The organism is Salegentibacter sp. UBA1130, from assembly GCF_002311535.1.
Taxonomy (GTDB): domain Bacteria; phylum Bacteroidota; class Bacteroidia; order Flavobacteriales; family Flavobacteriaceae; genus Salegentibacter; species Salegentibacter agarivorans.
On record NZ_DCAP01000011.1, the window covers coordinates 46,162 to 69,881 of the forward strand.

Genomic DNA, 23,720 nt, shown 5'->3' on the forward strand with positions numbered 1-23,720 from the left:
AACTAAGAGAGGTTTATAAAGGAATTTATAATTTGTCTTACACTTTTTCGGTTAAAGATTTGAGGAAATAATTCTTCTATTACAATATAATATTCGGCATCTAGTTTTAGTCCTTTATTAAGGTGAAAATAAGCTTTTTCTCCTTCATTATGGCTAAAGTATAAACCGGCCAACCGAAATTCAATCTCAGCGGTATCAGGATAAAATTCCAGTGCCTGATTAAGGTTTTGAATAGCAGTTTCAAATTCGCCAAGATCTATTAAGATATCGCAGCGTCTAACCCAGGTTTCTAATTCATAATTACCAAGATCAAGACTTTTTTTATAGCCGCGTTCCGCCTCTTCAAAAAACTTAAGGCGGTTATTGATTTTAGCGTAACGTTTCCAGTATAAAACGTTTTCCTCATCTATATTTATCGCCTTATTAATATAATAAAGCGCTTTCTGGTAATTTTTCTTTTTAATATAGAAATCGGTGATCGCAATCCAGCCTTTATCTAGAAGCGGATCTTCGTGCACGCAATCTTTATAATGTTTAAGGGCGAGTTCGTTTAATCCTAATTTCTCAAAACATTTTCCAATTCGCAAATATGCAAAAGAAGTAGGATCGTCTAACTCCAGGGTTAAACGATAGTTTTCTATAGCTTCGTGAAAACGGCCTAATTTTTCCAGAACTTTTCCTTTTTCAAGATAAGCGCCAATAAAATAATCGTCACTAATTATGGCAAAATCGAAAGCCGATAATGCTTTTTCGTAATCTTTTAGGTCAAAATATTGTTTTCCTACCTGGTGCCAGGCAACCTCGCAATATGGATTTTTATCTAAATACATATTCAGGTATTCAATGGCTGCTGTTTTTTGATCAAGAAAATCAAAACAGTACATAATATTGTAAAGCGCTGAATAATCCTCTTCATCGGCTTCCAGACATTTCATAAAGCTGAATTTCGCATTCTCAAAATCTTCAAGGAATAAATATTCCATCCCAATTAGGGAATAAACTTCAGCAGGATCCAGGGTAATGTCAAGCGCCATTTCTAAAACCTGAATGGCGTGAGCGTGGCGATCTCGTTTAGAAAGAATTTGTGCTTTTTGTATATAAATTTCTTCGTTAGAAGATTCTAATTGTTGTAAATCGGTAAGCATTGCTTCAGCAACATCCAGTTTATCTTCAAAAACCAAAATCTCAATTTTAAAAAGTTTTAGGTTTGTAGAAGTAGGATGCTGCGCCAGGCCTAATTTCACGGCTTTTTTAGCCAATGCAAATTTCCCGTTCTCTAAATAATAGTTAATAATATCTTCAAATTCCGCTGAATCAAAGAATAAAACGTCGTTAGTTTTAAGCATAGATTCAAATCGGGAAAGTGAGAAATTGTTTTCGTCGTTATGGCTTAATTGCATACGTAGGTAATTACGGGATTTCTACTTTACTCACTAAGTGAGGTTTATATATTCCAGGTTAAACCGGAATTATTGATCTTTTTGAATAAAATGCCTTGCGGCACTGCTTTAAGGTATTTCCTAAAATTAAAAATGAATAATGTTAAAAAGCTCAAATATCAATATTGTTGTTAACAAATTAATTAACAGCTTCCTGTTTCTTAATTATATCCTCCAATACGTCAATAATGATGCCACAGCCTTCTTTTATTTCTTCTTCAGAAATGGTGAGGGGAGGAGTTATTCTCACCGCTTTTTTCTCAAATAAAAGCCAGAAAAGAATAAGGTTTTTTTCTTTACATTTTAAGATTAACTGATTCGCAGTTTCTTCTGAAGGTGTAATAATAGCAAGCATTAAGCCCATTCCTCTTACTTCTGAAATTAGCGGATGCACCAGCAATTTTCTGAATAATTTTTCTTTTTCCAGGCTTTCTGACATTAAGTCTGATGAAGTGATTTCTTTTAATGTAGCTAAAGCTGAAGCAGCAATTACAGGATTTCCCCCAAAGGTAGTGATATGTCCCATTTTTGGATTGTCTGAAAGGCTATCCATCATTTTAGCTGAAGCCGAAAAGGCGCCAATTGGCATTCCGCCGCCCATTCCTTTGCCTAAAGCAACAATGTCGGGAACCATATCAAAATTCTGAAATCCAAAGAGTTTTCCTGTTCTACCGAAGCCGGGTTGAATTTCATCTAGGATGAATAAAGCGCCAACTTCTTCACAACGTTGTTTGATCTTTTTTAAATAATTATTCTTCGGAAGTATAAACCCGGCTCCACCCTGGATACTTTCCAGGATTACTGCCGCGGTTTTTTTAGTAATCTTTTCTAAATCTTTCTCTTCATTAAACTGAATAAAAGAAATTCCGCCCAAAAGAGGTCTAAAAGGTTTTTGGCGTTCTTCGTAATCCATTAAGCTTAAGGAGCCCATGGTATTGCCATGATAAGCCTGGTGAGCTGCAATAATTTCAGCTCTTCCAGTGTAACGCCGTGCAAGTTTTAAAGCACCTTCAATAGCTTCGGTACCCGAATTGGTGAGATAAGTTTTTTCCAAAGGTTTGGGGAAATGTTCTGCCAGTAATTTTGTTAGTTCAACGGCGGGTTGCTGGGCGTATTCTCCATAAACCATAACATGTAGGTACTTTTCGGCTTGTTCCTTTATTGCCTTTACCACTTTTGGATGACAATGTCCTAAACTGCAGGCCGAAACCCCGGCTACAAAATCAAGATGTTTTTTTCCGTCAGTTGTAAAAATATAAGAACCTTTGGCCAATTCCACTTCAAGTCCTAAAGGATGTGGAGTGGTTTGAGCTTGGTATCTCAGGAAATCTTTATTCATCTTTTTGATCTTCTTCAGCTTCAGGATTAGCTTTATTTTCTTGCTCTGTAGCTTTAATCATTTCCTGTTGCTTCTTTAATTGAGGGATAGAATCTCTTAGCCTATTTTGTAATTCTTCGGCTTCAGTTTTAGCTGCATTTTCTTCATCCTCTTCTTCAGCATTAATCAATTGCTGCGCTTCCTTAAGCTGCGGAATACTATCTTTTGCCCTGTTTTGAAGGTCTTCGGGTTTAAGTCTTGATTTCTCGTTCAGCAGCATATCATCTCCTGCTTCGCGTTCATCAAAAAACTCTTCATCTTCCTCCGGCAAAGGAATTCCTTCTATTTTAACCAATTCGGGAGCCGGTTTGCCTTTAAAAAGATCCTCTTTAGTGAGCAACCTTTCATCACCTCGCCAGTTAAAGCCAATTAATTCCCGAACATTTAGGGGAAAATCTTCTTCCGGGGTTAAATTACCGTCAACATTCTGGTAGTAATAAATATCTTCAATTTCCCGTTCTTCAAAAAGGATTTTAATAGAACTGGAGAGGGTTTTGTTAATGCCAATAAGTTCCTGGTCGCTATTACGGCTGTAATAAAGGGTTTCGGTATTTTTATTAATATCTACCTGATATAGCTCATTGTCTTCAAATAATCCTACCAGGTCCATTCCTTTTACCTGGTTGTATCCATCTATAGTATCTTTTTGAATAAGAAAAGCATTGTTAAAAACCCGCATAGAATCAAGCTGTTCGGTTTTGGTATTGCTTTGCAAATGAATAGTATCTCCCGTCATTTGGCTAAGACCGCTCCACAGCACGGGACTTCGACGTTTCGTGACCGAAGTAACCGGGCCGCTGGTAATATTGATCATTTTGGTTAGACCGGTTTGCTGGTTAATATGCACCGAATCACTCTTCCCGCTCATATCGCTTTTGAAAAGTCTAACATCATAAAATCCGCGAATTATTCGTTTTTCAGGTTTTCCGGTGATCATTATGGTATCACCGTGAATAAACAATGAATCCCTATCCTGAACGCTGGCTGCAACTGCTCTTTTAGTAATAAAAACCGAATCTTTATCCCGAAAAACTTCAGCATAATGCCCTGTGACCACACTCTCGTTAATGGTGTCTATCACTTCAATATTATTCGTAGCAGAAGCAAAATTGGTATTCCGGTTAAAATACATGCTATCGCCTTTAACCGTTCTGTTTTCGTAATCTATTTTTGAATTTTTTACAAAATAACCGGTATCGCCCCTGGTATCATAAAAGCCACGTTCACAATAAACAGTGCTGGTTTCACTTTCTATGGTTGAAGGGCCATACAGATACGCGTGGCCGGTTTCGCCATAAAAATCAAGTTGTTCTGAATTGATGATGTATTCGGGATTGGTAAGCACTACATCTGAAACAAAAGAATATTTATCATCTTCCATAAAATACCGGCCAATATTACTGGTAATAACCCCGCCGGTGTCAATTACTTTACCACCGCTCCTGTAATAGGCCTGTTGTTTTAGCCGGTCAAAGAAAAGACTGTCAGATTCCAGGGTGGTTTGCGGGCGCTTCATCACCACCTCACCACTGGCGAAGGCAAACTGGGAGTTTCCGTTATATTCCGCATAATTACTATTTAATTTTACGGTATCGCCCTGTTGCATTCTCACATTGCCAAAAGCCCTGAAGAAGTTTTCATCTTTATAATGAATGGCGAGATCGCACCAAACCTCTATACCTTCGTGCTTAAAATATACCTGGTTTTCTACTTTACTTAAAACAAATGCACCGGGATATTTTTCATCCTGAATATTCCTATCGGCACTATAGTCAATTTCTTTTGCTTCCTGCGCCTGGATTAAAGCTGGAAAAACGAAAAAGGCAAATACTATAAAAAGAATGAATTTTTTCAAGGTGAAAATTTTTTCAAAAGTAATTAAAATTCTGCCATCCATAATGGTAATTGTCGTAAGTCCGTAATCAGATTTTATAATGGAATAACGCAAAAAAGAATTTTTATTAAATCTTTAATTGCAAAAATTCCAATGCTTAATAAAGTTCATAAGGTTTAAGGTGTTTCCATTTTTTATTTAGAAAACTTTAACTCTAATACAAAAACCGTTGCCGGAATTACTGCGTAAGTATAGGAAACAACTAAAAATTAAATTATGGAAAAACCACGTATTAAGGTTGATGCAGTTTCTGTGAAGCCGGTAAACAACAGTAAATCACGAAGAAGATTTCTAAAAATGGGAGGACTTGCTATGGCAGGGTCAGGATTATTACTTTATGGATGTAGTAACGATGACGACGTTAATAACCCGGAACCTATGCCAGGAGAAGTTTTTGACCTGGGTAGTGGCGATGTGGGTATTTTAAATTATGCTTACGCGCTGGAGCAACTGGAAGCTGCATTTTATACCAACGTATTAGATGGTTCTTACTGGGCCGGAGCGACTGCTGAGGAGAAATTGATTCTGGAAGATCTCTATGACCACGAGGTAATTCATCGAGAATTCTTTAAAGCTGCAATTAATGCAAATGCTGAAGCCAACCAGGTTTTACCAGAACTTGAATTTGATTTTAGCGGTGTAAATTTTGCCGACAGGGATTCTGTACTGGCTACAGCCCGTGTCCTGGAAGATACCGGCGTGGCAGCATACAATGGAGCAGGTAGATTACTGCAAACACCAGATTTTTTAGTAATTGCCGGAAAAATAGTTTCGGTAGAAGCAAGACATGCGGCTACTATAAGGTCTATATATCTTGAAAACGATACCGCTTTCGCAGGGGATGATATTATTGATAGTAATGGTTTAGATCTCGCCAAAGATCCGCAAACCATTCTTAGCGAAGTGGGAGCTACGGGCTTTGTAGTGACCCCGTTTACCGCTAATAACTTACCTCAGTAAGTATTAATCAACTTAAAAACAATATTATGAATATTATAAAATTTTTAGATGAATTTACTTCGGAAGACCTTATCAAAAAGTCTTCTTCAAGAAGAGAAATGCTTGGTAGCTTAGGGAATTTAGGGAAAAAGGCGGCTATGGTAGCTGTACCTTTTGGTCTTGCTTCAACTTCCGGAAAGGCATTTGCGCAAAGTGGTGGCAATGATGCTATAGGAGCATTGCAACTGGCACTTATCTTAGAATATCTTGAAGCTGAATTCTATATAAAAGCATTAGATTCTGGAGTATTACCAAGTGGCGGAAGAGCGGAAGCGGTATATAACCAAATATCAAAACACGAATCTGCTCATGTTGAGTTTCTAAAGGCAGGTTTGGGTGACAACTCAGTAGATTCACCAGAATTCGATTTTACTGCTGGCGGAGCTTTCGATCCATTTAATCCAAATAATGATATGGCTTACGCTCAATTATTAGCCTTAGCCCAGGCGTTTGAAGATACCGGCGTGAGAGCCTATAAGGGACAGGCGACAAATTTAATGGGTACCGAATTTTTAACCCCAGCATTGCAAATACATTCTGTAGAAGCAAAGCATGCATCTGAAATAAGAAGGTTAAGAGCAGATGTTTTAGGTGATAATACTAACGAGAATGCACTTGGTTGGATCACTTTAAACAATCGCGGACCGGGAATGCCGGAAGCAACGCAGGCTGTTTACGATGGAGAAGAGAATGTAGTACAGGGTGGAGTAAATCTGGTTGATGCTACAGGATTTAGCGCCGAAGCGGTATCACAATCTTACGATGAGCCAATAAGCGGAGAAGTAGCCCAGCAAATCGCGGGTTTATTTATTGTTTCATAAGTATAATTGGCTCAATTCTAATTTTTTGTTATTAAGAATTTTGTGCTAAAAAAAGCCGTTTCAACTGAAACGGCTTTTTAAATTTATAATTGCTTTTTTATTAGCGCTCTATAGTTTGAGTTCTGTCTGGCCCTACAGAAACCACTTTAATAGGTATTTCCAGTTCTTTTTCCAGAAATTCCACATACTCATTAAATTCTTTCGGAAGTTCATTAGCCTTCGTCATCCCTGTAAGATCTGCTGCCCAACCTTTAATTTCGGTATAAACGGGTGTTACATTTTCTGCTTCAATATTATAGGGTAAATGCTGAATTTCCTTTCCCTTATAATTATAGGCAGTACATACTTTTAGGGTTTTAAAGCCGCTAAGCACATCACCTTTCATCATAATTAACTGGGTGATTCCATTTACCTGAACCGCATATTTTAAAGCTACTAAATCCAGCCAGCCACATCTACGAGCCCGACCGGTGGTTGCACCAAATTCGTTACCAACCCGTCCCATAGTTTCACCGTCTTCATCAAAAAGCTCGGTAGGGAAGGGGCCGCTTCCAACGCGGGTGGTATATGCTTTAAAAATCCCGTAAGCTTCCCCAATTTTATTTGGAGCCACACCAAGACCTGTACAGGCACCTGCAGCAGTAGTGGTAGAAGAAGTTACAAAAGGATAGGTCCCAAAATCTATATCGAGTAAAGATCCCTGGGCACCTTCAGCCAGAATAGTTTTTCCTTGTTTTTGCGCTTCGTGCAAATAAGCTTCACTATCTATAAAAGTTAGTGACTTAAGCGTTTTAACCGCATTAAAAAATTCCTTTTCCAATTCGGCAAGATCATATTGAACATCTACATCGTAGAATTTGATCATTTTTTCGTGCTTATCGGCCAGGGTTCTGTATTTGTCCTTCCAGTTAGAAAGTTCTAAATCTCCTACACGAATTCCGTTTCTTCCGGTTTTATCCATATAAGTAGGACCAATACCTTTTAGGGTAGAACCAATTTTGGCCTTTCCTTTAGAAGCTTCAGAAGCAGCATCTAAAAGCCTGTGGGTAGGCAAAATTAAATGTGCTTTTCGTGAAATAAGAAGTTTAGATATGTAATCTATATTATGTTTGCTAAGGTTGTCCAGCTCCTTTTTAAAAATTACGGGATCTATCACAACACCGTTACCTACAAGGTTGATGGTTTCATCGTGAAAAATTCCTGAAGGAATAGTATGTAATACGTGTTTCTGGCCGTCAAATTCCAGAGTGTGGCCTGCGTTTGGCCCGCCCTGAAATCTAGCAATAATATCGTATTTAGAAGTGAGTACATCAACAATTTTTCCTTTGCCTTCGTCACCCCATTGGAGACCGAGTAGTAAATCTACCGCCATTGAAATCTTAAGTTAATTGGTTGTTTTTTTGTTGCCGTAAAAATATAAAGAATGTTTGGTTATTTCTATATCAAACACTTCTTCGATAGTTTTTTTAATAGATTGAATACGCGGGTCGCAGAATTCTATTACTTCACCGGTATCGGTAAGAATAACATGGTCGTGCTGCCGGTCAAAATATGATTTCTCATACTGAGACTGGTTTTGTCCGAACTGGTGCTTTCTTACAAGTCCGCATTCCAGTAATAATTCTATGGTATTATAGAGGGTGGCACGACTTACCCGGTATTTTTTATTCTTCATTTTAATGTAGAGTGATTCTATATCAAAATGATCGTCGTTATTGTAGATTTCTTGAAGTATTGCAAAACGTTCGGGGGTTTTTCTATGCCCTTTTTCTTCCAAATACTTGGTAAAAACGTTTTTAACTACTGCCTGATCGTTCTTATTTACAACTTTTTTGCTCATAGTTCTTTGTACCTTACAAAGGTATGGGATTATTCACGGCTAACCTTATCGATCCCGTTAATTTTTTTGAGTCGGTTCATGATTTTTGTAAGTATCGCATTGTTCTTAACCCTTAGGGTAATTTGCCCGCTAAAAACGCCGTCTATACTTTCAAAATTAATCTTCTGCATATTCACATTCAGGTTACTGGAAATTTCCCGGGTTATCTCACTTACCAGACCTAAATTGTCAATTCCGGTTAGTTTCACTACGGCTTTAAAGTCTTGCTGAGAAGAATCTATCCATTTGGCAGGAATAATTCTATAGGCATAATTACTTTGAAGCTGAAGCGCATTAGGGCAGTTTTTCTTATGAACTTTAATACCATCGTTTACCGTTACAAAACCAAAAACCTGGTCTCCCGGAATTGGGTTGCAACAATTCGCCAATTTATATTCTAAAGTTTCATCTTCATCGCGTCCAAAAACAAGCTGGTCGTATTTTGAAGTTATTTCATCTTTATTAAGATCTTCCGCAATAACCGGTTTTTTGATCTTTCGCTTAATATAACTTACCAGGGCGTTGCTTCTGGATGCAGCAAATTCTTTAAGTTTTTGGTTATCAATTTTGCCAATTCCAACGCGATAAAATAAATCCAGGCTGGTTTTTAGGTTAAAATGAACCACCAGCTCGTTAATTATTTTCTCGTTAAACGGAATTTTTTGAGCCCTTAATTTTCGGGTAAGAATTGCTTTTCCTTCTTCTGCTATTTCCCTTTTTTCGTCTTTTAGAGAAGATTTTATCTTAGCTCGAGCCCTTGCTGTTGTAGCATAATCCAGCCAGTTAACATTGGGTTGTGCATTTTCTGAAGTAATTATTTCTACCTGGTCTCCGCTTTTTAACTCGTGGCTTAAAGGCACCAGTTTATTGTTAACCCGGGCACCACGTGTTTTTAAACCTATTTCAGTATGTATACTAAAGGCGAAATCTAAAGGAGTAGAGCCTTTTGGTAAAGATTTTAAATCTCCCTGTGGTGTAAATACAAATATTTCTTTTGAATAAAGATTCAGCTTAAACTGCTCTACAAAATCTACGGCATTTACATCGGGATTTTCCAGGGCTTCCTGAAGCCGGTTTAACCATTCTTCTATTCCGTGATCATCCTGAGTATCGCCCTGCTTGTATTTATAATGAGCTGCGTAACCTTTTTCTGCAATCTCATTCATTCGCTGACTTCTAATTTGAACTTCTACCCAGCGACCTTTTGGCCCCATAACGGTAATATGCAGCGCTTCATAACCGGTAGATTTAGGCGAAGAAATCCAATCTCGAAGCCGGGTTGGGTTTGGTCTAAAATGATCGGTTACTATTGAATAAATTTTCCAGGCGAGAAATTTTTCGTTGGCCTGGTCACTCTTATAAATAATTCTAATGGCAAATTTATCGTAAACCTCGTCAAAGCTTACATTCTGAGCTTTCATTTTACGATGAATGGAGTAAATAGATTTAGGTCTACCTTTAATATCGTAGTCAAAATTTTCCTGTGTGAGGGAATCTTCAATTACTTTAGAAAACTCCCTGATATAAGCATCCTGTTCTTCTTTACTTTCTTTTATTTTGGTGTGAATCTCGTGGTACACCTCAGGTTCTGTATATTTTAAACCAAGGTCTTCCAGTTCGGTTTTAATATTATAAAGTCCTATTCGGTGGGCTAGCGGGGCATAAATATAAAGGGTTTCTGAAGCAATTTTTTCCTGTTTATCCCGCCTCATAGCATCCATAGTTTGCATATTGTGCAATCTATCGGCTATTTTGATAATAATCACCCGAATATCATCATTCAGGGTAAGCAGCATTTTCCGAAAATTTTCGGCTTGCAGCGAAACATCCTTGTCTTTCTTTAAACTCGAAATTTTTGTGAGTCCGTCTACGATAGTCGCTACGGTTTCTCCAAACATTTCCTGAATATCTTTAAGCGTATATTGGGTATCTTCTACTACATCGTGTAAAAGTGCGGCGATAATAGAAGTGGCATCCAATCCAATTTCTGAAGCTACAATTTTTGCCACCGCAATTGGATGAAAAATATAAGCTTCGCCAGATTTTCTACGTTGATCTTTGTGGGCATCTACAGCGGTATCAAAAGCCTTTCTAATTTGCTTTTTATCATCGTCACTTAAACTACGGTAACTTATGCGCAGCAGTTCTTTATATTGCCGCGCAATTTGCTTGTTTTCTTTTTCTATAGCTGCTTCTGTCATAATTTAAAAGTACAATTAAGTAGGTAAAGAAACAACTACAAACCTCGCTTTAAGTTTCTGAATCTTTGTAGAAGTGTAGGATGCGAATAATGCATAAAAACATAAGCTTTATGCGGAGTAAGATTACTCAGGCTGTTTTTAGTAAGTTTTTTTAAGCTTGAAATTAACGGCGCGGCACCATAGGTGTTCTTCGCATAATTATCTGCCTGGTATTCAAACTTTCGGGATAAATAATTCATTAATAATCCTGTGATTTCTGAAATTGGGCTGTATAAAATTCCAAAAGCTATCAAACCAATATGAAAACTGGGTTCTTCTACACCCAACGCTTGTGATAGGGCAGGGCTACCTACAAATAACGAAAGCAACCACAATGTAAAGCCTGTGGTTAAAATTGAAGCCAGTAAATTCACAATAATATGGTTCTTTTTATAATGCCCAACCTCGTGTGCCAATACCGCTACAATTTCCTCTTCTTCCAAATCTTTTACCAAAGTATCAAAAAGTGTAATACGTTTTTCCTTACCAAAGCCCGAAAAATAAGCATTGGCTTTTGTACTTCTTTTAGAACCATCTATGATAAAAATATTATCGAGGGTAAACCCAACACTTTTGGCGTAGGTTTCAATTTTTGTTCGCAAAGAACCTTCTTCCAATGGGCTTTGCTTATTGAACAAAGGCACAATAAGTTTTGCATAAAACATATTGATAAATATGGAAAATACAGCTACGAGAATCCAGGCATACCACCAGAAATCATTACCCGCAAATTGATAAAACCAAACGATAAGCGCAAGAATTCCGCCGCCGAGGATAATCATCATAAACCAGCCTTTAATTTTATCCAGGAAAAAAGTCTTTTTCGTGGTTTTATTAAAACCGTATTTTTCTTCTATCACAAAAGTGCTGTACCAGGAGAACGGTGTGGTGAGAATATCGCTGCCAATCATTATTATTCCGAAGAAAATAAGGGCAACCAATATTGCATTATCGGTGAAATTTCTCGCAATGTCATCTACCCAGGCAAATCCGTCAAAAATAATAAACCCTAAAGTGAGCAATACTGAAAAAGTGGAGGTAATAATTCCAAAACGGTAACGTTCCTTTTTATAGCGCTGAGATTTTTCGTATTCATCCTTGTTGTAAACATCACTGAGTTCCTGCGGAATTGGATCATCAAAGTGTTTTGCGTTTAAAGTATCCAGGATTTTATCGATAATAAAATCGATAATTATAATGGCAATGATGATATAAAATAGGGTTTTGGGATTCAAAGGTTTTTAATTTTATGCTGAATTATATTTACTAAGCTCGGTGTTTGTGTTCTAAAAACCACGCTGTCTTTTAGCTTCAAAAATAAGTATTCCAACTGCAACAGAAACATTCATAGAATCAATTTCACCGCTCATAGGAATAATAATATTTTGCGTGGAATTTTCGCGCCATTCTTCGCTTAATCCGGTTGCTTCAGTTCCCACCACAATTGCTGCAGATTTTGTAAAATCGATGTTGTGGTATGGTTTTGACGCTTGCAAAGCTGCTGCGTAGATAGAAATATTATTTTCCTTTAAAAAATCAATAATTTCTGAAGTACTCCCGGTAGCAATTTGGTTGGTGAAGACACAACCCACGCTGGAGCGGATGATATTTGGATTATAAAGATCGGTTTTTGGGTTTGCTATAAAAACAGCATCTACTTTTGCGGCATCGGCAGTTCTTAAAATAGCACCTATATTTCCCGGTTTTTCTGGAGCTTCAGCCACAAGAATTAAGGGGTTTTTAGTTTCAAATTTAATACTGCGAAGATTATTTTCTTTAGTTTTAAAAATGGCTAAAACACCTTCAGTACTGCTTCTATAAGCCAGTTTTTCATAAACTTCCGAAGAAATTTCAGTTACTTGAAATTCATCTGAAGTAAATTCCTGAATTTTCTCAAAACTTATTAAATCGGGGCAAAAATAAATTGCCTTTAGTTCAAATTCGCCCTTTAAAGCCAATTCGATTTCCCGTTGGCCTTCTACCATAAAAACGCCTTCTTTCCGGCGAAGCCGGGATTTTTCCTGTAATTGAAGTAGGTGTTTTACCTCCTTATTTTGTGTACTGCTAATTTGCTTAACCATAGGTGTAAAAATAGGGAGTTTAAACCTATTGCAAAGAAAAAGAGGTTAACAAAATACCTGCTTAGATATAGTTGCTAACCTCTTTAATATATTTAAATTTTTTATTTACTGGCGCTCTCGTATTTTTCCATATAACGCTGGTAAAGTTCGGTTTGGTGAGTTTCCAAACTTACTTCTCTGCCCTGGATAAAAGCGTGGGTTAAAATATTTCCGCGCATATCTAAGGCATCACCTTCGCTAATAAATAAAGTGGCATCTTTTCCTTTTTCTAAAGTGCCCACCATATCATCTATTCCAAGAATTTTAGCAGTATTAGAAGTAATTAATTTTAAAGCTTCTTCTTTACCCAATCCGTAAGCACCGGCAGTTCCTGCATAGAAAGGTAAGTTTCTGGTATTCATCCGCTCCATACTTCCGCTGCTTTCCAGGGCTACTAAAACACCTTTATTATGAAGAATTCCGGCTAATTTATATGGAAAATCATAATCGTGATCTTCACTGTTTGGCTGATCGTGCGGACGCTGAACCAAAACAGGAATGTTATTCTCTTTAAGTTCTTCAATAGCTTTATGAGCCTCATAACCACCAACAATTACTAAATGTTCTATTTCCTGTTTTTGTTTAAAATCTATTACATCCAGTATTTCTTTTTTTCCGTCTACGTGAATAAAAACACGTTTTTCTCCGCTAAAAACGTTTTTCATCGCATTGTAAGCAAGATTGGTTTTTTCGCTGTTTCCTTCCAAATAAGCTTTTGCAGAAGCAAAAAATTCTTCCAACTCCAAAAGTTCTTCCTGGTAATCATCGCTGGGTTTAATCCCGGGATCTTCCCCGGCCCACCAACGGCCACGGGTAAAACTGCTTGGCCAATTTATGTGAAGCCCATCATCCTCCTTAATAACCGCATCTTCCCAGTTCCAGGCATCAAACTGTACAATAGAAGAAGTGCCGGAAATTCTACCGCCTCTTGGTACAATTTGCCCCATTAAAACCCCGTTTGGACGCATACTTTCTACCAGCTTACTTTCAGCATTATAAGCGATTATACTTCTAATATGAGGAAGCATGGATCCTATCTCATCTTCATCATCGGTAGCACGAACTGCATCAATTTCTACTAAACCTAAAGTGGCGTTGGGTGCTATAAATCCCGGGTAAGCGTGTTTTCCTTTGGCTTCAATAATACGGCCGCGATATTGCATTTTTGTAGCAGTGGCATCCATCACCTGGGTGATTTTTCCGTCTTCAAAAATAATTAAACTATTTTCTATTATTTCACCATTTCCTAAGTGCGCGGTGGCACCAACTATGGTAATTGCTTCGGTTTGTTTAGAAGCAGGTGTTTGCTGCGCAAAAGAATTTCCTATACAGGTAAATAGTGCGAGTAGTACTAAATATTTCATCTTCATTTTTTCTTTTTAATGGATTTCTTCCAGGGTATTACAATGGATATGTTGTTCTTCTTTCTTCGTTACCGGTTGTGTTTTTAGGCCTTTATTTTTAGCCTCCAACATTTGGGTAATTAATTCACTTCTTTGCTGCTGAATTTCTTCTCGCAACTTTTTATCTCTCTCAATATCAAAGAAAACTTTTCCCTGAATTAAAGTTTTTTCGGCTTTGGCGTAAATCGATAATGGATTATCTGACCATAGAACCAAATCTGCGTCTTTTCCTGTTTTTACACTTCCAACGCGATCATCTATATGCAATAATTTTGCCGGATTCAAGGTTACAAATTTCCAGGCTTCTTCTTCAGAAACTCCACCGTATTTTACAGATTTTGCTGCTTCCTGGTTTAATCTTCTGCTCATTTCGGCATCATCACTATTAATTGCAGTTACTATTCCCTGGCTATGCATAATTGGTGCATTAAAAGGAATGGCATCATTAACCTCATATTTATAAGCCCACCAGTCTGAAAAAGTAGAACCGCCTGCGCCGTGCTCCTTCATTTTATCGGCCACTTTATAACCTTCTAAAATATGCGTGAACGTATTAATTCTGAAATCAAAATTCTCAGCAACTTTCATCAACATATTAATTTCGCTTTGAACGTAAGAGTGGGCTGAAACAAAGCGTTCACTATTAATGATCTCCAAAAGGGTTTCCATTTCCAGGTCCTTTCTAAAGTCTTTATCGTTTTGTTTTGCCTTTTCATATTCTTTTGCACGGGTAAAATAATCGGTAAAAACCTGTTCTACACCCATCCTGGTTTGTGGAAACCTGGAACGGCTTCCCCAGTTAGACTGCTTTACGTTCTCACCCAATGCGAATTTTATAAATTTAGGGGAGTTTTCAAAGATCATATCTTCAGCATCTTCACCCCATTTTAACCTTAAAATCGCAGAACGGCCGCCAATTGGATTTGCCGATCCGTGTAAAAGCTGTACGGTAGTTACCCCGCCAGCAAGGTTGCGATAAATATTCATATCTGTGGGATCTACCACATCTTCCATAGTAACTTCTGCAGTAGAGTTGTGGCCGGCCTCGTTAATGGCAGAAGCCGCAATATGTGAATGCTCGTCTATAATTCCTGAAGTTAGATGTTTTCCTGTGGCATCTATGACTTTGGCATTTCCGGCGCTAAGGTTCTTTCCAATCCTGGAAATTTCCCCGTTTTTCACCAAAACATCGGTATTTTCTAAAATTCCTTCTGCTTCGTTTGTCCAGACTGTTGCGTTTTTAAAAAGAATAGTTTCTTCTTTAGGCATTTCTGAAAATCCGTAAGCTTTATTCGGAAAACTTACCGGCATAATTTCGCGAATATCTTCCTCTTTATCTTCTCCGTTTTCTTCTTCGTCTTCTTCCGCTGCAGCAGTTTCATTTGAAGCTTTCCTGGTCGCTGAGAAATCAGTTTCTGAACCATCGCTTAAATAAGCCGTACCAGAAATTTGTTCTTTATTTTCGTCGGTTTTGGCCACTAAACGGGTGAAACCTGTTTTGGTAGTATCGGCAGGAGAAAGCAATAAATTCATCCAATTATCAGAAAAACTAAGTTTTGCACCCAATTTTGTATCTCCAGATTTTACACTTGCCTTTGGAGCTTCGGGTTTTCCTGAAATTTTTAATTCATACGTTTTTCCTTCTAAATTAAGATCGTAGGTTCCTGTAATATCTGTAGTGTTCATTTTATTGATCACTGTTTTTTCGCCCTGAATCCAGTTTTCGAAAACACTGGTTTCTTTATCAAAATAATCTCCTGAAGTGATTATAAAGTTTGCCCACGCGCCTTCTTTTAAGGTTCCCAGGCGATTTTCTTCGCCAAGAATTTTTGCAGGGGTAGTGGTTAAGGCAGCAAGAGCATCTTCTTTACTTAAACCGTAGGAAACGGCTTTTAATAAATTATTTCTGAAATCTTTTTCAGCGTCAAGATCGTGAGCCGTGATCGTAAAAGGAATATCATTTTCGGCAAGCATTTTTAGGTTTGCCGGGGCCTGGTTCCAGGTTTTCATTTCTTCTATAGTCACGTGTTCTGCCATAAAAGGGTCTTCCACATCGTAAGCATCGGGGAAATTAAGGGGAACCATAAAAGTGCTTCCGGTTTCTTTAATTTCTTCTAAACGCTGATATTCTTTTCCGTCTCCCAGGATTACATAATTCACATTGAATTCGTTACCAATCTTTCCTGCTCTTAAAGCATCCAGTAGGTTATCTGTTGCGAAAATTTGAGTCAGATTTTTATTTCGGTTTAAAGCTTCTAAAGCTAAATCTTTGTTGTTAGATTTTCCTTTTCCGTACCATTCAGCATCTAAATAGGTCTGCCGAATTAATGCCATTGCACCCATTGTAGAAGTAGGGTAAGATTGGCGGGACAATTTACTTTTATCAAAAGACAGATATTGTGCCGAGCGATCTTTTAAAATTCTATCTCCCTCGGTGCCTACTGGATTTAAAGCTACCAACATCCCGGTACCACGAATAATCCCATCTGGAACGTGCGTATTTACGGCACCAAACCCTGCTTTATGGAGGGAAGTTGCCGTTTTTTCATCATAATTAAAGTGTTGTGCCGCATCGGTTTCCGGCCTTATATGGTCGTTCCAGTAATAGCCTTCCCGGTTTGCATCATATTGTGGCTGGCCGTTCCCATTACTCGCTTCTTTGGGTTCTTTTACTCCAAAACTGCTGTAAAGATCAATAAAGGAAGGGTAAACTTCTTTCCCTTTTAAATCTATAACAATGCTGTTTTGTGGTTCGCTAACCGATTTGCCAATGGCAGTAATTTTGCCATCTTTTACCACAAACATTCCGTTTTCTATTGTTTGCTGCGGACTTACGTGAATTTTTGCATTTTTAAATACCTTGTAATTGGTTTGTGGATTTTTAACCCCGTCGTTTTTGGGGAAGTACTCCTGGGCGTTGCTTTGCAAACTGACCAGAAATACCAGACATAGTAAAAGTCTTATTTTCATAAATTGTAGCTGAATTAAATGTGGCTTAGAAATTAAAGGCGGTAAATTAAGAAAATTATAACAAAGCCGAAATTGGTTTTCGTACTATGTGAGAATTTATTTTTCTTACTAGCTATTTCATAAATTATTAGGTTAAAGTCTATTCTTTTCTTCTGAAAAATAATTCACCAAAAGTGCTACCACATAACTATAGCTTTTCATTCCATCGGCCTGGTTATTTACAATTAAAAACCGATTGTAAAATGCCTGAAATATGGGTTCAAAAGGATTTTGATGCGCCAACCAGAATTCTTCTACTTCCCGGTAGTTTTCTAAAATACCCGGATTCATTTTTGCCTTTAAAGTTTTAAACTTTTCAGGATCCCTTCGGTATAATTCATTTAAACAATATCGCAAGGCAAAAGTATATCCTGAATACTGGAAATAAGCATCGGGATGATTCATGGTGCTAAGGCAGGCAATAAAATTAGCTTCATTCTCTTTTGCAAAACCCAGTTGATGTCCAATTTCGTGACTGGCGGTAGTGGGGATTTTATAAGGCACAATTTGGGTATTTACCTGGGCTTCCCCTGTAAGTGGGTTCAAATAGCCGTTGAAGCCCATATAAGAAAGTGGAATACTATATAAAGAGCGTTTTAGCGATTCTCCTTTATAGGCAAGTTCAGGAAAATCTTTGCTGATATTGCTATAGCCTTCAATGGTTTTTTCAAAGATTTCATTCTTGGAATATGGAATTACCACGCTAACCGAATCGTTTTCCGTTAGTTGATTGTGGAGTTTGTTAGACTCAATAATTAATATTTCTGAAAGTTGATAAAGCTCTTCGGTGGTATAATCGTTTTCAATTTCTAAAGTTTCGTGCAGCGGTAAGCGGTAATAATTAAATCCCCAGAAAATATGAAAACAGGCATATACTACTGATAAAACGGCAAGAAAATCTATCACCCAAAAACGAGGATTTCTAAATTTCTGCTTAAAACGTCTTAGTAGCCAACGAATTATTAAAATTCCGAAGAAAGTATATAAGAGGTCGCCAAGTGAAAACGGCAGGAAACCGTGCCCATAGCGCATTAATTTTGAAAATTCAGGGTATAGAAATCGGCTGTACCAATTTTCAACCAGCTCGGGGTGCCCGGCCAGGAAAAAGATAAAAATGATCTGCACGGGGAGCAGAAATGCTAAAATATAAAGTCCTTTTTTCTTCACTCGATAATCGAGATTTTATTCTCCGAGATCTGTCTCGAAATTAATAACATTATTTTCTATAATTGCTTTAAGAGCTTGCTACAGGGTAGTTTGCTTTTTAAAATTACAATTATTAGCAAAACACGGCTTAAAATTTTAAATAACTGTTCTTCATTTGGTTAAATAAGTTTTAAAAAGCCTGTAAATTTTCCTTCTTTGTTTATTACCAATACCTTTGTGAAAGACCAAAATATAAAACAATGAACGAAGAAATAAGGGAATTAGAGCCGAAAATCTTATGGAATAAATTTGCCGATCTAAACGAGGTACCACGACCTTCAAAAAAAGAAGAGCGGGTTATTGAGTTTATGAAAAACTTTGGAAACAAACTTAACCTGGAAACCCTGGTAGATGAAACCGGAAATGTGGTTATAAAAAAACCTGCTACTTCAGGGATGGAAGATAGAAAACCCATTGTATTGCAGGCCCATTTAGATATGGTGCACCAGAAAAATAACGATACCGATTTTGATTTTGAAACCAGCGGAATCAATATGTATGTAGATGGAGATTGGGTAAGAGCCAAAGGAACAACCCTGGGTGCCGATAATGGTCTGGGAGTTGCGAGTATGATGGCAATTTTAGAAAGTAACGATATTCAGCACCCTGCTCTTGAAGCTTTATTTACGATAGATGAAGAAACCGGAATGACCGGTGCAAAAGGTTTGGATTCTAATTTATTGGAAGGAGATATTCTTTTAAACCTGGATACCGAAGAAGATGATGAGATTGGGATTGGATGTGCCGGCGGCGTAGATATAACTGCGGTTAGGGATTATGAAGTAGAGCACACACCCGATAATTCGGTTGGTTACCAAATAAAAGTAAAAGGTTTGCAAGGCGGGCATTCTGGGATGGATATTATAAAAGGTCTGGCCAATGCCAATAAAATTATGGCACGTGTACTTTTTGATTCTAATCGGGATTTCGGTTTGCGCGTTTCCAGCATAAAAGGTGGCGGATTACGAAATGCCATTCCTCGTGAAAGCGAAGCTATTGTGGTGGTAGATAAATCTAATACCGAAACTTTTTTAACTGAAATTATTCAGCAGGTGCGTGAGATTAAAGCTGAATTTGCTTCTCTGGAACCTAATATGGATATTGAAATTTCTGAAACCGAAGTTCCAAACGAAGTAATGAAAGTGGAAGATCAGCAAGAAGTAGTTAAAGCAATTTCTGCAGCGCATAATGGAGTTTACAGAATGAGTCCTGATATTGAAGGTTTGGTTGAAGCTTCTAATAATATTGCCAGCGTAAAAGTTGGGGATGGAAAAGTGAAAATTAACTGTCTTACAAGATCATCGGTAGAATCTTCAAAAGATGATTTGGCCAATAGTTTGGAAGCAACCTTTGAGCTGGCGAAATTTAAGGTGAAATTATCTGGGGAATATCCGGGTTGGGCACCAAATCCTAATTCTGCAATTTTAAAAGTTGTAGATGGATTATATCAAAACCTGCATAATGAGAAAGCCGATGTTGCAGCCTGCCACGCTGGTTTGGAATGTGGAATAATTGGAAACCATTATCCTGAAATGGATATGATTTCTTTTGGGCCTACCATTAGAGGGGCACATTCACCTGATGAACGCGCAAGTATTTCCTCAGCCCAGAAGTACTGGAAATTTTTAATTGAAGTTTTAAAGAATATTCCGAAGAAATAATTGGAGATATTTAGAAAGTAAAAAGGCTGTTTGAATAGTCATTTTCAAACAGCCCTTCTTATATATAAATTCAGGAAATTATTCCTGTATACCTACCAATTCTACTTTAAAAACAAGATCGGTGTTTGGAGGAATTACGCCACCCGCGCCTCTTTCTCCATAACCTAAATGACTTGGGATATAAAGTAAAGCTTCATCTCCAACTTTTAATTGCTGAATGCCTTCTTTAAATCCTGGAATCATAGGAGCATCTGGACCGTAAACTACTGTCATGGGACCATAACCACCCTGGTTTTTTCTAGCTTCATTAAATAAGCCCATTTCTTTGGCCAGTTCTTCTTTGTTTGTATCAAAGATTTCACCGTCACTAAAATAGCCTTCGTAAAGCACTTCTACCATTTGTCCGGTTTTAGGTTTTTCACCTTCACCTTCATTTAAATAGTAAATTTTTAGTCCGCTATCTAATGCTTCAGCATCACCTTCGTGGCTTTCAAATTCTTCAGCCTGGGCTGCTTTAGCTTCCTGCAGCTTTTTAGCTTCGGCATCTTCCTTATCTTTTACTGCCTGTAGTTCTTCTTCAAATACCGTAGGAGCGTCAAAATTTTTGGCGGCTTTACCTTTTCTAATAATGTTTACCTCTTCCATGGTAACCGTCTTTACTGGCTTATCTCTTGGGCCTGTTTCAACTTTTCCTATAGAATCTACAACATCCTGGCCTTCTACAACTTTCCCGAAAACAGTATGCCTGCCATCAAGGTTTGGAGTAGGAGCAAGTGTAACAAAAAACTGACTTCCGTTTGTGCCCGGGCCGGCATTAGCCATAGAAAGAATTCCTTTAGAATCATGACTTAAGCTATCTACAATTTCATCTGGAAATTTGTAGCCTGGGCCACCACTACCGGTTCCAGTGGGATCACCTCCCTGTATTACAAAACCGTCTATAATTCTGTGAAAAGTTAATCCGTCGTAATAATTTTTGCCTTTATGGGTGCTGTCTACCATTTTGTTATTGCCTTCGGCAAGGGAAACAAAACTGGCTACGGTTATTGGAGTTTGTTCAAAGTAGAGTTCAGAAACAAAAGTTCCGTAATTGGTTTTAAATTCAGCATACATCCCATCTTCTAGATCTGGATATTCGTCGTTACACGCAAACATGGTAAATACCACGGCAAAAAGTAATAAAAATTTACTGGTTCTCATTTATTATAAAAATTAAAAAGGCTTAATAAAGCCCGGGTTTACTTATTGTTGATTTTGAATTTCTTCTTTTTCAGTGATATTATTGAGGGTGACTTTTGTTTTTAAAGGCCAGTTTGTACCTATTTTATTTTTATCTCCATAATATCCAAAAGCTTTATACGAAGGAAATAAAAAAGTTACGGTTTCTCCTTCTTTCATTAATTTTAGGCCCTGTCTTAAGCCGCTAAAAAGTTTTTCCTGGTCTATGGCATAAGTTCTGGTAGCTTTTTCTCCTTCGGCATAAATCACTTCATCATTTAAGGTAGAAATACTATAATCGAATTCTACAATATCGCCAAATTCTGGGGTGGTTGTAGTGGTAGAATCTTCAACTTTTTTATGATAAGAATACCAAAAACCATCTTGAGAAGAGTGATATTCTCTTGTAGAATCCCTTTGTATGGCAGTTTTAATAAGTGCTATTTCTTTTTCCAGTAGTTCCTGGTTTTTAGCAATAGATTCGCTAAAGTGGGAACCCGATTTCTGAGTTACAGGGTAACGGGCTTCAGGAGATTTACAGGCTCCCAAAGCGAAAATTGCTATAAAAATTAGATATTTATTCATTATTGCAATTCCTTATAACTGGGAAGAATGGTATTAAGCTTTGTGATGGTGTCTTCCATAGAAAGTTCACTTTTACCTCCGGCCGCATTATTGTGGCCTCCGCCTTCAAAATGAGCCCTGGCAAATTCATTTACGTTAAAATTACCTTTAGATCTAAATGAAATTTTAATAATTCCCTCTTGTTTATTTTCAATAAAAATTATGGCAAAAACTACCTTTTCTATCGCCAGGCCGTAATTTACAAAACCTTCGGTATCTCCTTTTTGAAAATTATGTTTATCCAGCTCTTCCTGAGTTAAAGTTATGTAAGCCGTTTTATACTGAGGTTTTACTCGTAAGTTTTGCAGCGCAGTTCCTAAAAGCTGAAGCCGGTCTTCATTATAGGTGTCAAATATATTGTTATGAATTTCGTGATTTACCGCCCCTTTATCAATTAAATCGGCTATTACGCGGTGTGTTTCGGCACTGGTGGCACTAAATCTAAACGAGCCCGTATCAGTCATAATACCTACATAAAGGCAGGTGGCGATTTCGGGAGTGATTTTATGTACGGCGCGTAATTTATCAATAAAATGATACACCATTTCGCAGGTAGAACTCATTTCGGCATCGCTATAGGTATAGTTAGCAAAGTCTGAGGGTTCCCGGTGATGGTCTATCATAATAAAAACAGCTTCCGAAGCTGTTAAGATTTCCTGCATATCGCCAGAGCGGTCTAAATGATTAAAATCCAGAGCAAAAACCAGCTCGGCTTCATTTATAAAATTTTCGGCATTTACTTTATCTTTTTCATAGATAATTACCTCATCATTTCCCGGTAGCCATTTTAGAAACCTGGGATAGTCGTTTGGTGAAATCACATTTACCTTATGGCCTTTATCCCTTAAAAAATGCATTAAACCTAAGGTAGAACCCATGGCGTCACCATCGGGGCCTTTGTGTGGTACAATAACTATATTTTTAGCCTGGGAAAGTTCGGCAGTGATCTCTAAAATTGCTTGTTCTATCATAATTTAATATAAAATACCACCGGGATAAATCCTCAAGGTATTATGTTGAAAAAAATGAAACAAAAACGTTTCAAATTTCATTTCCTTTAGTGATAAACCCAGGGCTATAATTCAATCTCTTGCCCGGCGAGTAATCAGTAAAGATACAATTTATTAATACCAGCTTAAAAAACCAATCTGTATTTTTGTATTCAACAAATCAACAAAAAATGAAGGTAATTTTGTCGCTCTTTCTAAGCTTTTTTCTATTTAGGCTTTAAAAAATGCAGCAGTCTGAAAGCTAAATTCATATAAAACTTAAAGGAGCTTGTATTTGCAGCTTATTTAATTATTTTTGCCAAAATTTAAAAAACCATAAGATGGCAGGAAAAAGAACATTCACCATGATAAAGCCCGATGCTGTTGAAGCCGGGAATGTAGGTGCAATATTAGAGCAAATTACCGCTTCAGGATTTAGAATTGTAGCTTTGAAAATGACTCAAATGACTACCGCTGATGCTGAAGAATTTTATGCAGTACACAACGAACGTCCTTTCTTTGGAGAGTTGGTAGAGTTTATGACTCGTGGACCAATCGTATCGGCTGTGTTAGAAAAAGACAATGCCGTAGAAGATTTTAGAGCTTTAATTGGAGCCACAAACCCAGAAGATGCTGCTGAAGGAACTATAAGAAAAAAATACGCGAAATCTGTTGGTGAAAATGCTGTACACGGAAGTGATAGCGACGAAAACGCACGGATTGAAGCTGCTTTTCATTTTTCAGGTAGAGAGATGTTCTAAGCAGAACTTTTTAAGTAATATAAAAGCCATCAGTTATTCGCTGATGGCTTTTTTGATTGTGTGCCGTGCATGGCGTATA

18 protein-coding genes are annotated in these 23,720 nt (G+C 37.5%); 4 read left to right on the forward strand and 14 right to left on the reverse strand.

Features of this window, described 5'->3' with window-relative positions; translation table 11 throughout:
- Positions 1-2: 2 nt before the first annotated feature.
- The 3 genes from B4F31_RS03875 to B4F31_RS03885 all read right to left on the reverse strand — a co-directional run bounded on the left by B4F31_RS03875 (position 3) and on the right by B4F31_RS03885 (position 4,714).
- Positions 3-1,400 (reverse strand): tetratricopeptide repeat protein, encoded by a 1,398-nt coding sequence (locus B4F31_RS03875; protein ID WP_075327498.1) that lies wholly within the window; start codon positions 1,398-1,400, stop codon positions 3-5.
- Positions 1,401-1,578: 178 nt separating this feature from the next.
- A complete protein-coding gene (locus B4F31_RS03880) occupies positions 1,579-2,778 on the reverse strand; it encodes an aspartate aminotransferase family protein (RefSeq protein WP_075327497.1) in 1,200 nt (399 codons plus the stop codon).
- On the reverse strand, positions 2,771-4,714 hold the full coding sequence (locus tag B4F31_RS03885; RefSeq protein ID WP_286760680.1) for an OstA-like protein: 1,944 nt from the start codon (positions 4,712-4,714) through the stop codon (positions 2,771-2,773). The genes B4F31_RS03880 and B4F31_RS03885 overlap by 8 nt, the downstream gene beginning before the upstream one ends.
- A gap of 213 nt (positions 4,715-4,927) precedes the next feature.
- Here B4F31_RS03885 and B4F31_RS03890 point away from each other — a divergent pair, with 213 nt between their 5' ends.
- Together B4F31_RS03890 and B4F31_RS03895 are read left to right on the forward strand one after the other, a co-directional pair.
- Entirely contained in the window at positions 4,928-5,671 is a 744-nt protein-coding gene (locus tag B4F31_RS03890; RefSeq protein ID WP_075327495.1) for a ferritin-like domain-containing protein, read from the forward strand.
- A gap of 26 nt (positions 5,672-5,697) precedes the next feature.
- Positions 5,698-6,531: a ferritin-like domain-containing protein gene (locus B4F31_RS03895; RefSeq protein ID WP_286760673.1), complete on the forward strand. Its 834-nt coding sequence runs from the start codon at positions 5,698-5,700 to the stop codon at positions 6,529-6,531.
- Between the two features lie 100 nt (positions 6,532-6,631).
- On the opposite strand, the gene B4F31_RS03900 is transcribed toward B4F31_RS03895, so the two are convergent.
- The 8 genes from B4F31_RS03900 to B4F31_RS03935 all read right to left on the reverse strand — a co-directional run bounded on the left by B4F31_RS03900 (position 6,632) and on the right by B4F31_RS03935 (position 18,349).
- A complete protein-coding gene (locus B4F31_RS03900; RefSeq protein WP_075327493.1) occupies positions 6,632-7,903 on the reverse strand; it encodes an adenylosuccinate synthase in 1,272 nt (423 codons plus the stop codon).
- Positions 7,904-7,915: 12 nt separating this feature from the next.
- Positions 7,916-8,371: a Fur family transcriptional regulator gene (locus B4F31_RS03905; RefSeq protein WP_037315154.1), complete on the reverse strand. Its 456-nt coding sequence runs from the start codon at positions 8,369-8,371 to the stop codon at positions 7,916-7,918.
- 29 nt (positions 8,372-8,400) lie between these two features.
- Entirely contained in the window at positions 8,401-10,611 is a 2,211-nt protein-coding gene (locus B4F31_RS03910; RefSeq protein WP_093303616.1) for a RelA/SpoT family protein, read from the reverse strand.
- 35 nt (positions 10,612-10,646) lie between these two features.
- A complete protein-coding gene (locus B4F31_RS03915; protein WP_286760674.1) occupies positions 10,647-11,885 on the reverse strand; it encodes a M48 family metallopeptidase in 1,239 nt (412 codons plus the stop codon).
- Positions 11,886-11,936: 51 nt separating this feature from the next.
- Positions 11,937-12,731: a TrmH family RNA methyltransferase gene (locus B4F31_RS03920; RefSeq protein WP_286760675.1), complete on the reverse strand. Its 795-nt coding sequence runs from the start codon at positions 12,729-12,731 to the stop codon at positions 11,937-11,939.
- A 101-nt stretch (positions 12,732-12,832) separates the two neighbouring features.
- The gene (locus B4F31_RS03925; protein WP_177195666.1) at positions 12,833-14,134 is read right to left on the reverse strand and encodes an amidohydrolase family protein; all 1,302 of its coding nucleotides are present in this window, start codon (positions 14,132-14,134) and stop codon (positions 12,833-12,835) included.
- A 15-nt stretch (positions 14,135-14,149) separates the two neighbouring features.
- Complete coding sequence (locus B4F31_RS03930; RefSeq protein WP_286760676.1) at positions 14,150-17,143, reverse strand: amidohydrolase family protein; 2,994 nt, start codon at positions 17,141-17,143, stop codon at positions 14,150-14,152.
- A 132-nt stretch (positions 17,144-17,275) separates the two neighbouring features.
- Complete coding sequence (locus B4F31_RS03935) at positions 17,276-18,349, reverse strand: DUF3810 domain-containing protein (protein ID WP_286760677.1); 1,074 nt, start codon at positions 18,347-18,349, stop codon at positions 17,276-17,278.
- Positions 18,350-18,588: 239 nt separating this feature from the next.
- On the opposite strand from B4F31_RS03935, the gene B4F31_RS03940 reads away from it, so the two are divergent.
- Complete coding sequence (locus B4F31_RS03940; protein WP_075327487.1) at positions 18,589-20,049, forward strand: aminoacyl-histidine dipeptidase; 1,461 nt, start codon at positions 18,589-18,591, stop codon at positions 20,047-20,049.
- 78 nt (positions 20,050-20,127) lie between these two features.
- Here the strand turns inward: B4F31_RS03940 and B4F31_RS03945 are convergent, their stop codons facing one another.
- From B4F31_RS03945 to B4F31_RS03955, 3 genes are read right to left on the reverse strand one after another with little or no spacing between them, the layout of a single operon-like run.
- On the reverse strand, positions 20,128-21,249 hold the full coding sequence (locus B4F31_RS03945; protein ID WP_286760678.1) for a peptidylprolyl isomerase: 1,122 nt from the start codon (positions 21,247-21,249) through the stop codon (positions 20,128-20,130).
- 42 nt (positions 21,250-21,291) lie between these two features.
- Positions 21,292-21,852: a gliding motility-associated peptidyl-prolyl isomerase GldI gene (gene gldI / locus B4F31_RS03950; protein ID WP_075327485.1), complete on the reverse strand. Its 561-nt coding sequence runs from the start codon at positions 21,850-21,852 to the stop codon at positions 21,292-21,294.
- The gene (locus B4F31_RS03955; protein ID WP_075327484.1) at positions 21,852-22,862 is read right to left on the reverse strand and encodes a DHH family phosphoesterase; all 1,011 of its coding nucleotides are present in this window, start codon (positions 22,860-22,862) and stop codon (positions 21,852-21,854) included. Before B4F31_RS03955 ends, gldI begins: the two co-directional genes overlap by 1 nt.
- Before the next feature lie 359 nt (positions 22,863-23,221).
- Between B4F31_RS03955 and B4F31_RS03960 the strand changes: the two genes are divergently transcribed.
- A complete protein-coding gene (locus B4F31_RS03960; RefSeq protein WP_075327483.1) occupies positions 23,222-23,641 on the forward strand; it encodes a nucleoside-diphosphate kinase in 420 nt (139 codons plus the stop codon).
- Positions 23,642-23,720 lie beyond the last annotated feature (79 nt).

Coding starts and splice junctions, on each gene's coding strand:
- B4F31_RS03955 (WP_075327484.1), bottom strand. CDS start 22,862: ATGATAGAACAAGCAATTTTAGAGATCACTGCCGAACTTTCCCAGGCT.
- B4F31_RS03945 (WP_286760678.1), bottom strand. CDS start 21,249: ATGAGAACCAGTAAATTTTTATTACTTTTTGCCGTGGTATTTACCATG.
- B4F31_RS03920 (WP_286760675.1), bottom strand. CDS start 12,731: ATGGTTAAGCAAATTAGCAGTACACAAAATAAGGAGGTAAAACACCTA.
- B4F31_RS03900 (WP_075327493.1), bottom strand. CDS start 7,903: ATGGCGGTAGATTTACTACTCGGTCTCCAATGGGGTGACGAAGGCAAA.
- B4F31_RS03895 (WP_286760673.1), top strand. CDS start 5,698: ATGAATATTATAAAATTTTTAGATGAATTTACTTCGGAAGACCTTATC.
- B4F31_RS03925 (WP_177195666.1), bottom strand. CDS start 14,134: ATGAAATATTTAGTACTACTCGCACTATTTACCTGTATAGGAAATTCT.
- B4F31_RS03875 (WP_075327498.1), bottom strand. CDS start 1,400: ATGCAATTAAGCCATAACGACGAAAACAATTTCTCACTTTCCCGATTT.
- B4F31_RS03880 (WP_075327497.1), bottom strand. CDS start 2,778: ATGAATAAAGATTTCCTGAGATACCAAGCTCAAACCACTCCACATCCT.
- gldI (WP_075327485.1), bottom strand. CDS start 21,852: ATGAATAAATATCTAATTTTTATAGCAATTTTCGCTTTGGGAGCCTGT.
- B4F31_RS03960 (WP_075327483.1), top strand. CDS start 23,222: ATGGCAGGAAAAAGAACATTCACCATGATAAAGCCCGATGCTGTTGAA.
- B4F31_RS03930 (WP_286760676.1), bottom strand. CDS start 17,143: ATGAAAATAAGACTTTTACTATGTCTGGTATTTCTGGTCAGTTTGCAA.
- B4F31_RS03885 (WP_286760680.1), bottom strand. CDS start 4,714: ATGGATGGCAGAATTTTAATTACTTTTGAAAAAATTTTCACCTTGAAA.
- B4F31_RS03940 (WP_075327487.1), top strand. CDS start 18,589: ATGAACGAAGAAATAAGGGAATTAGAGCCGAAAATCTTATGGAATAAA.
- B4F31_RS03890 (WP_075327495.1), top strand. CDS start 4,928: ATGGAAAAACCACGTATTAAGGTTGATGCAGTTTCTGTGAAGCCGGTA.
- B4F31_RS03905 (WP_037315154.1), bottom strand. CDS start 8,371: ATGAGCAAAAAAGTTGTAAATAAGAACGATCAGGCAGTAGTTAAAAAC.
- B4F31_RS03910 (WP_093303616.1), bottom strand. CDS start 10,611: ATGACAGAAGCAGCTATAGAAAAAGAAAACAAGCAAATTGCGCGGCAA.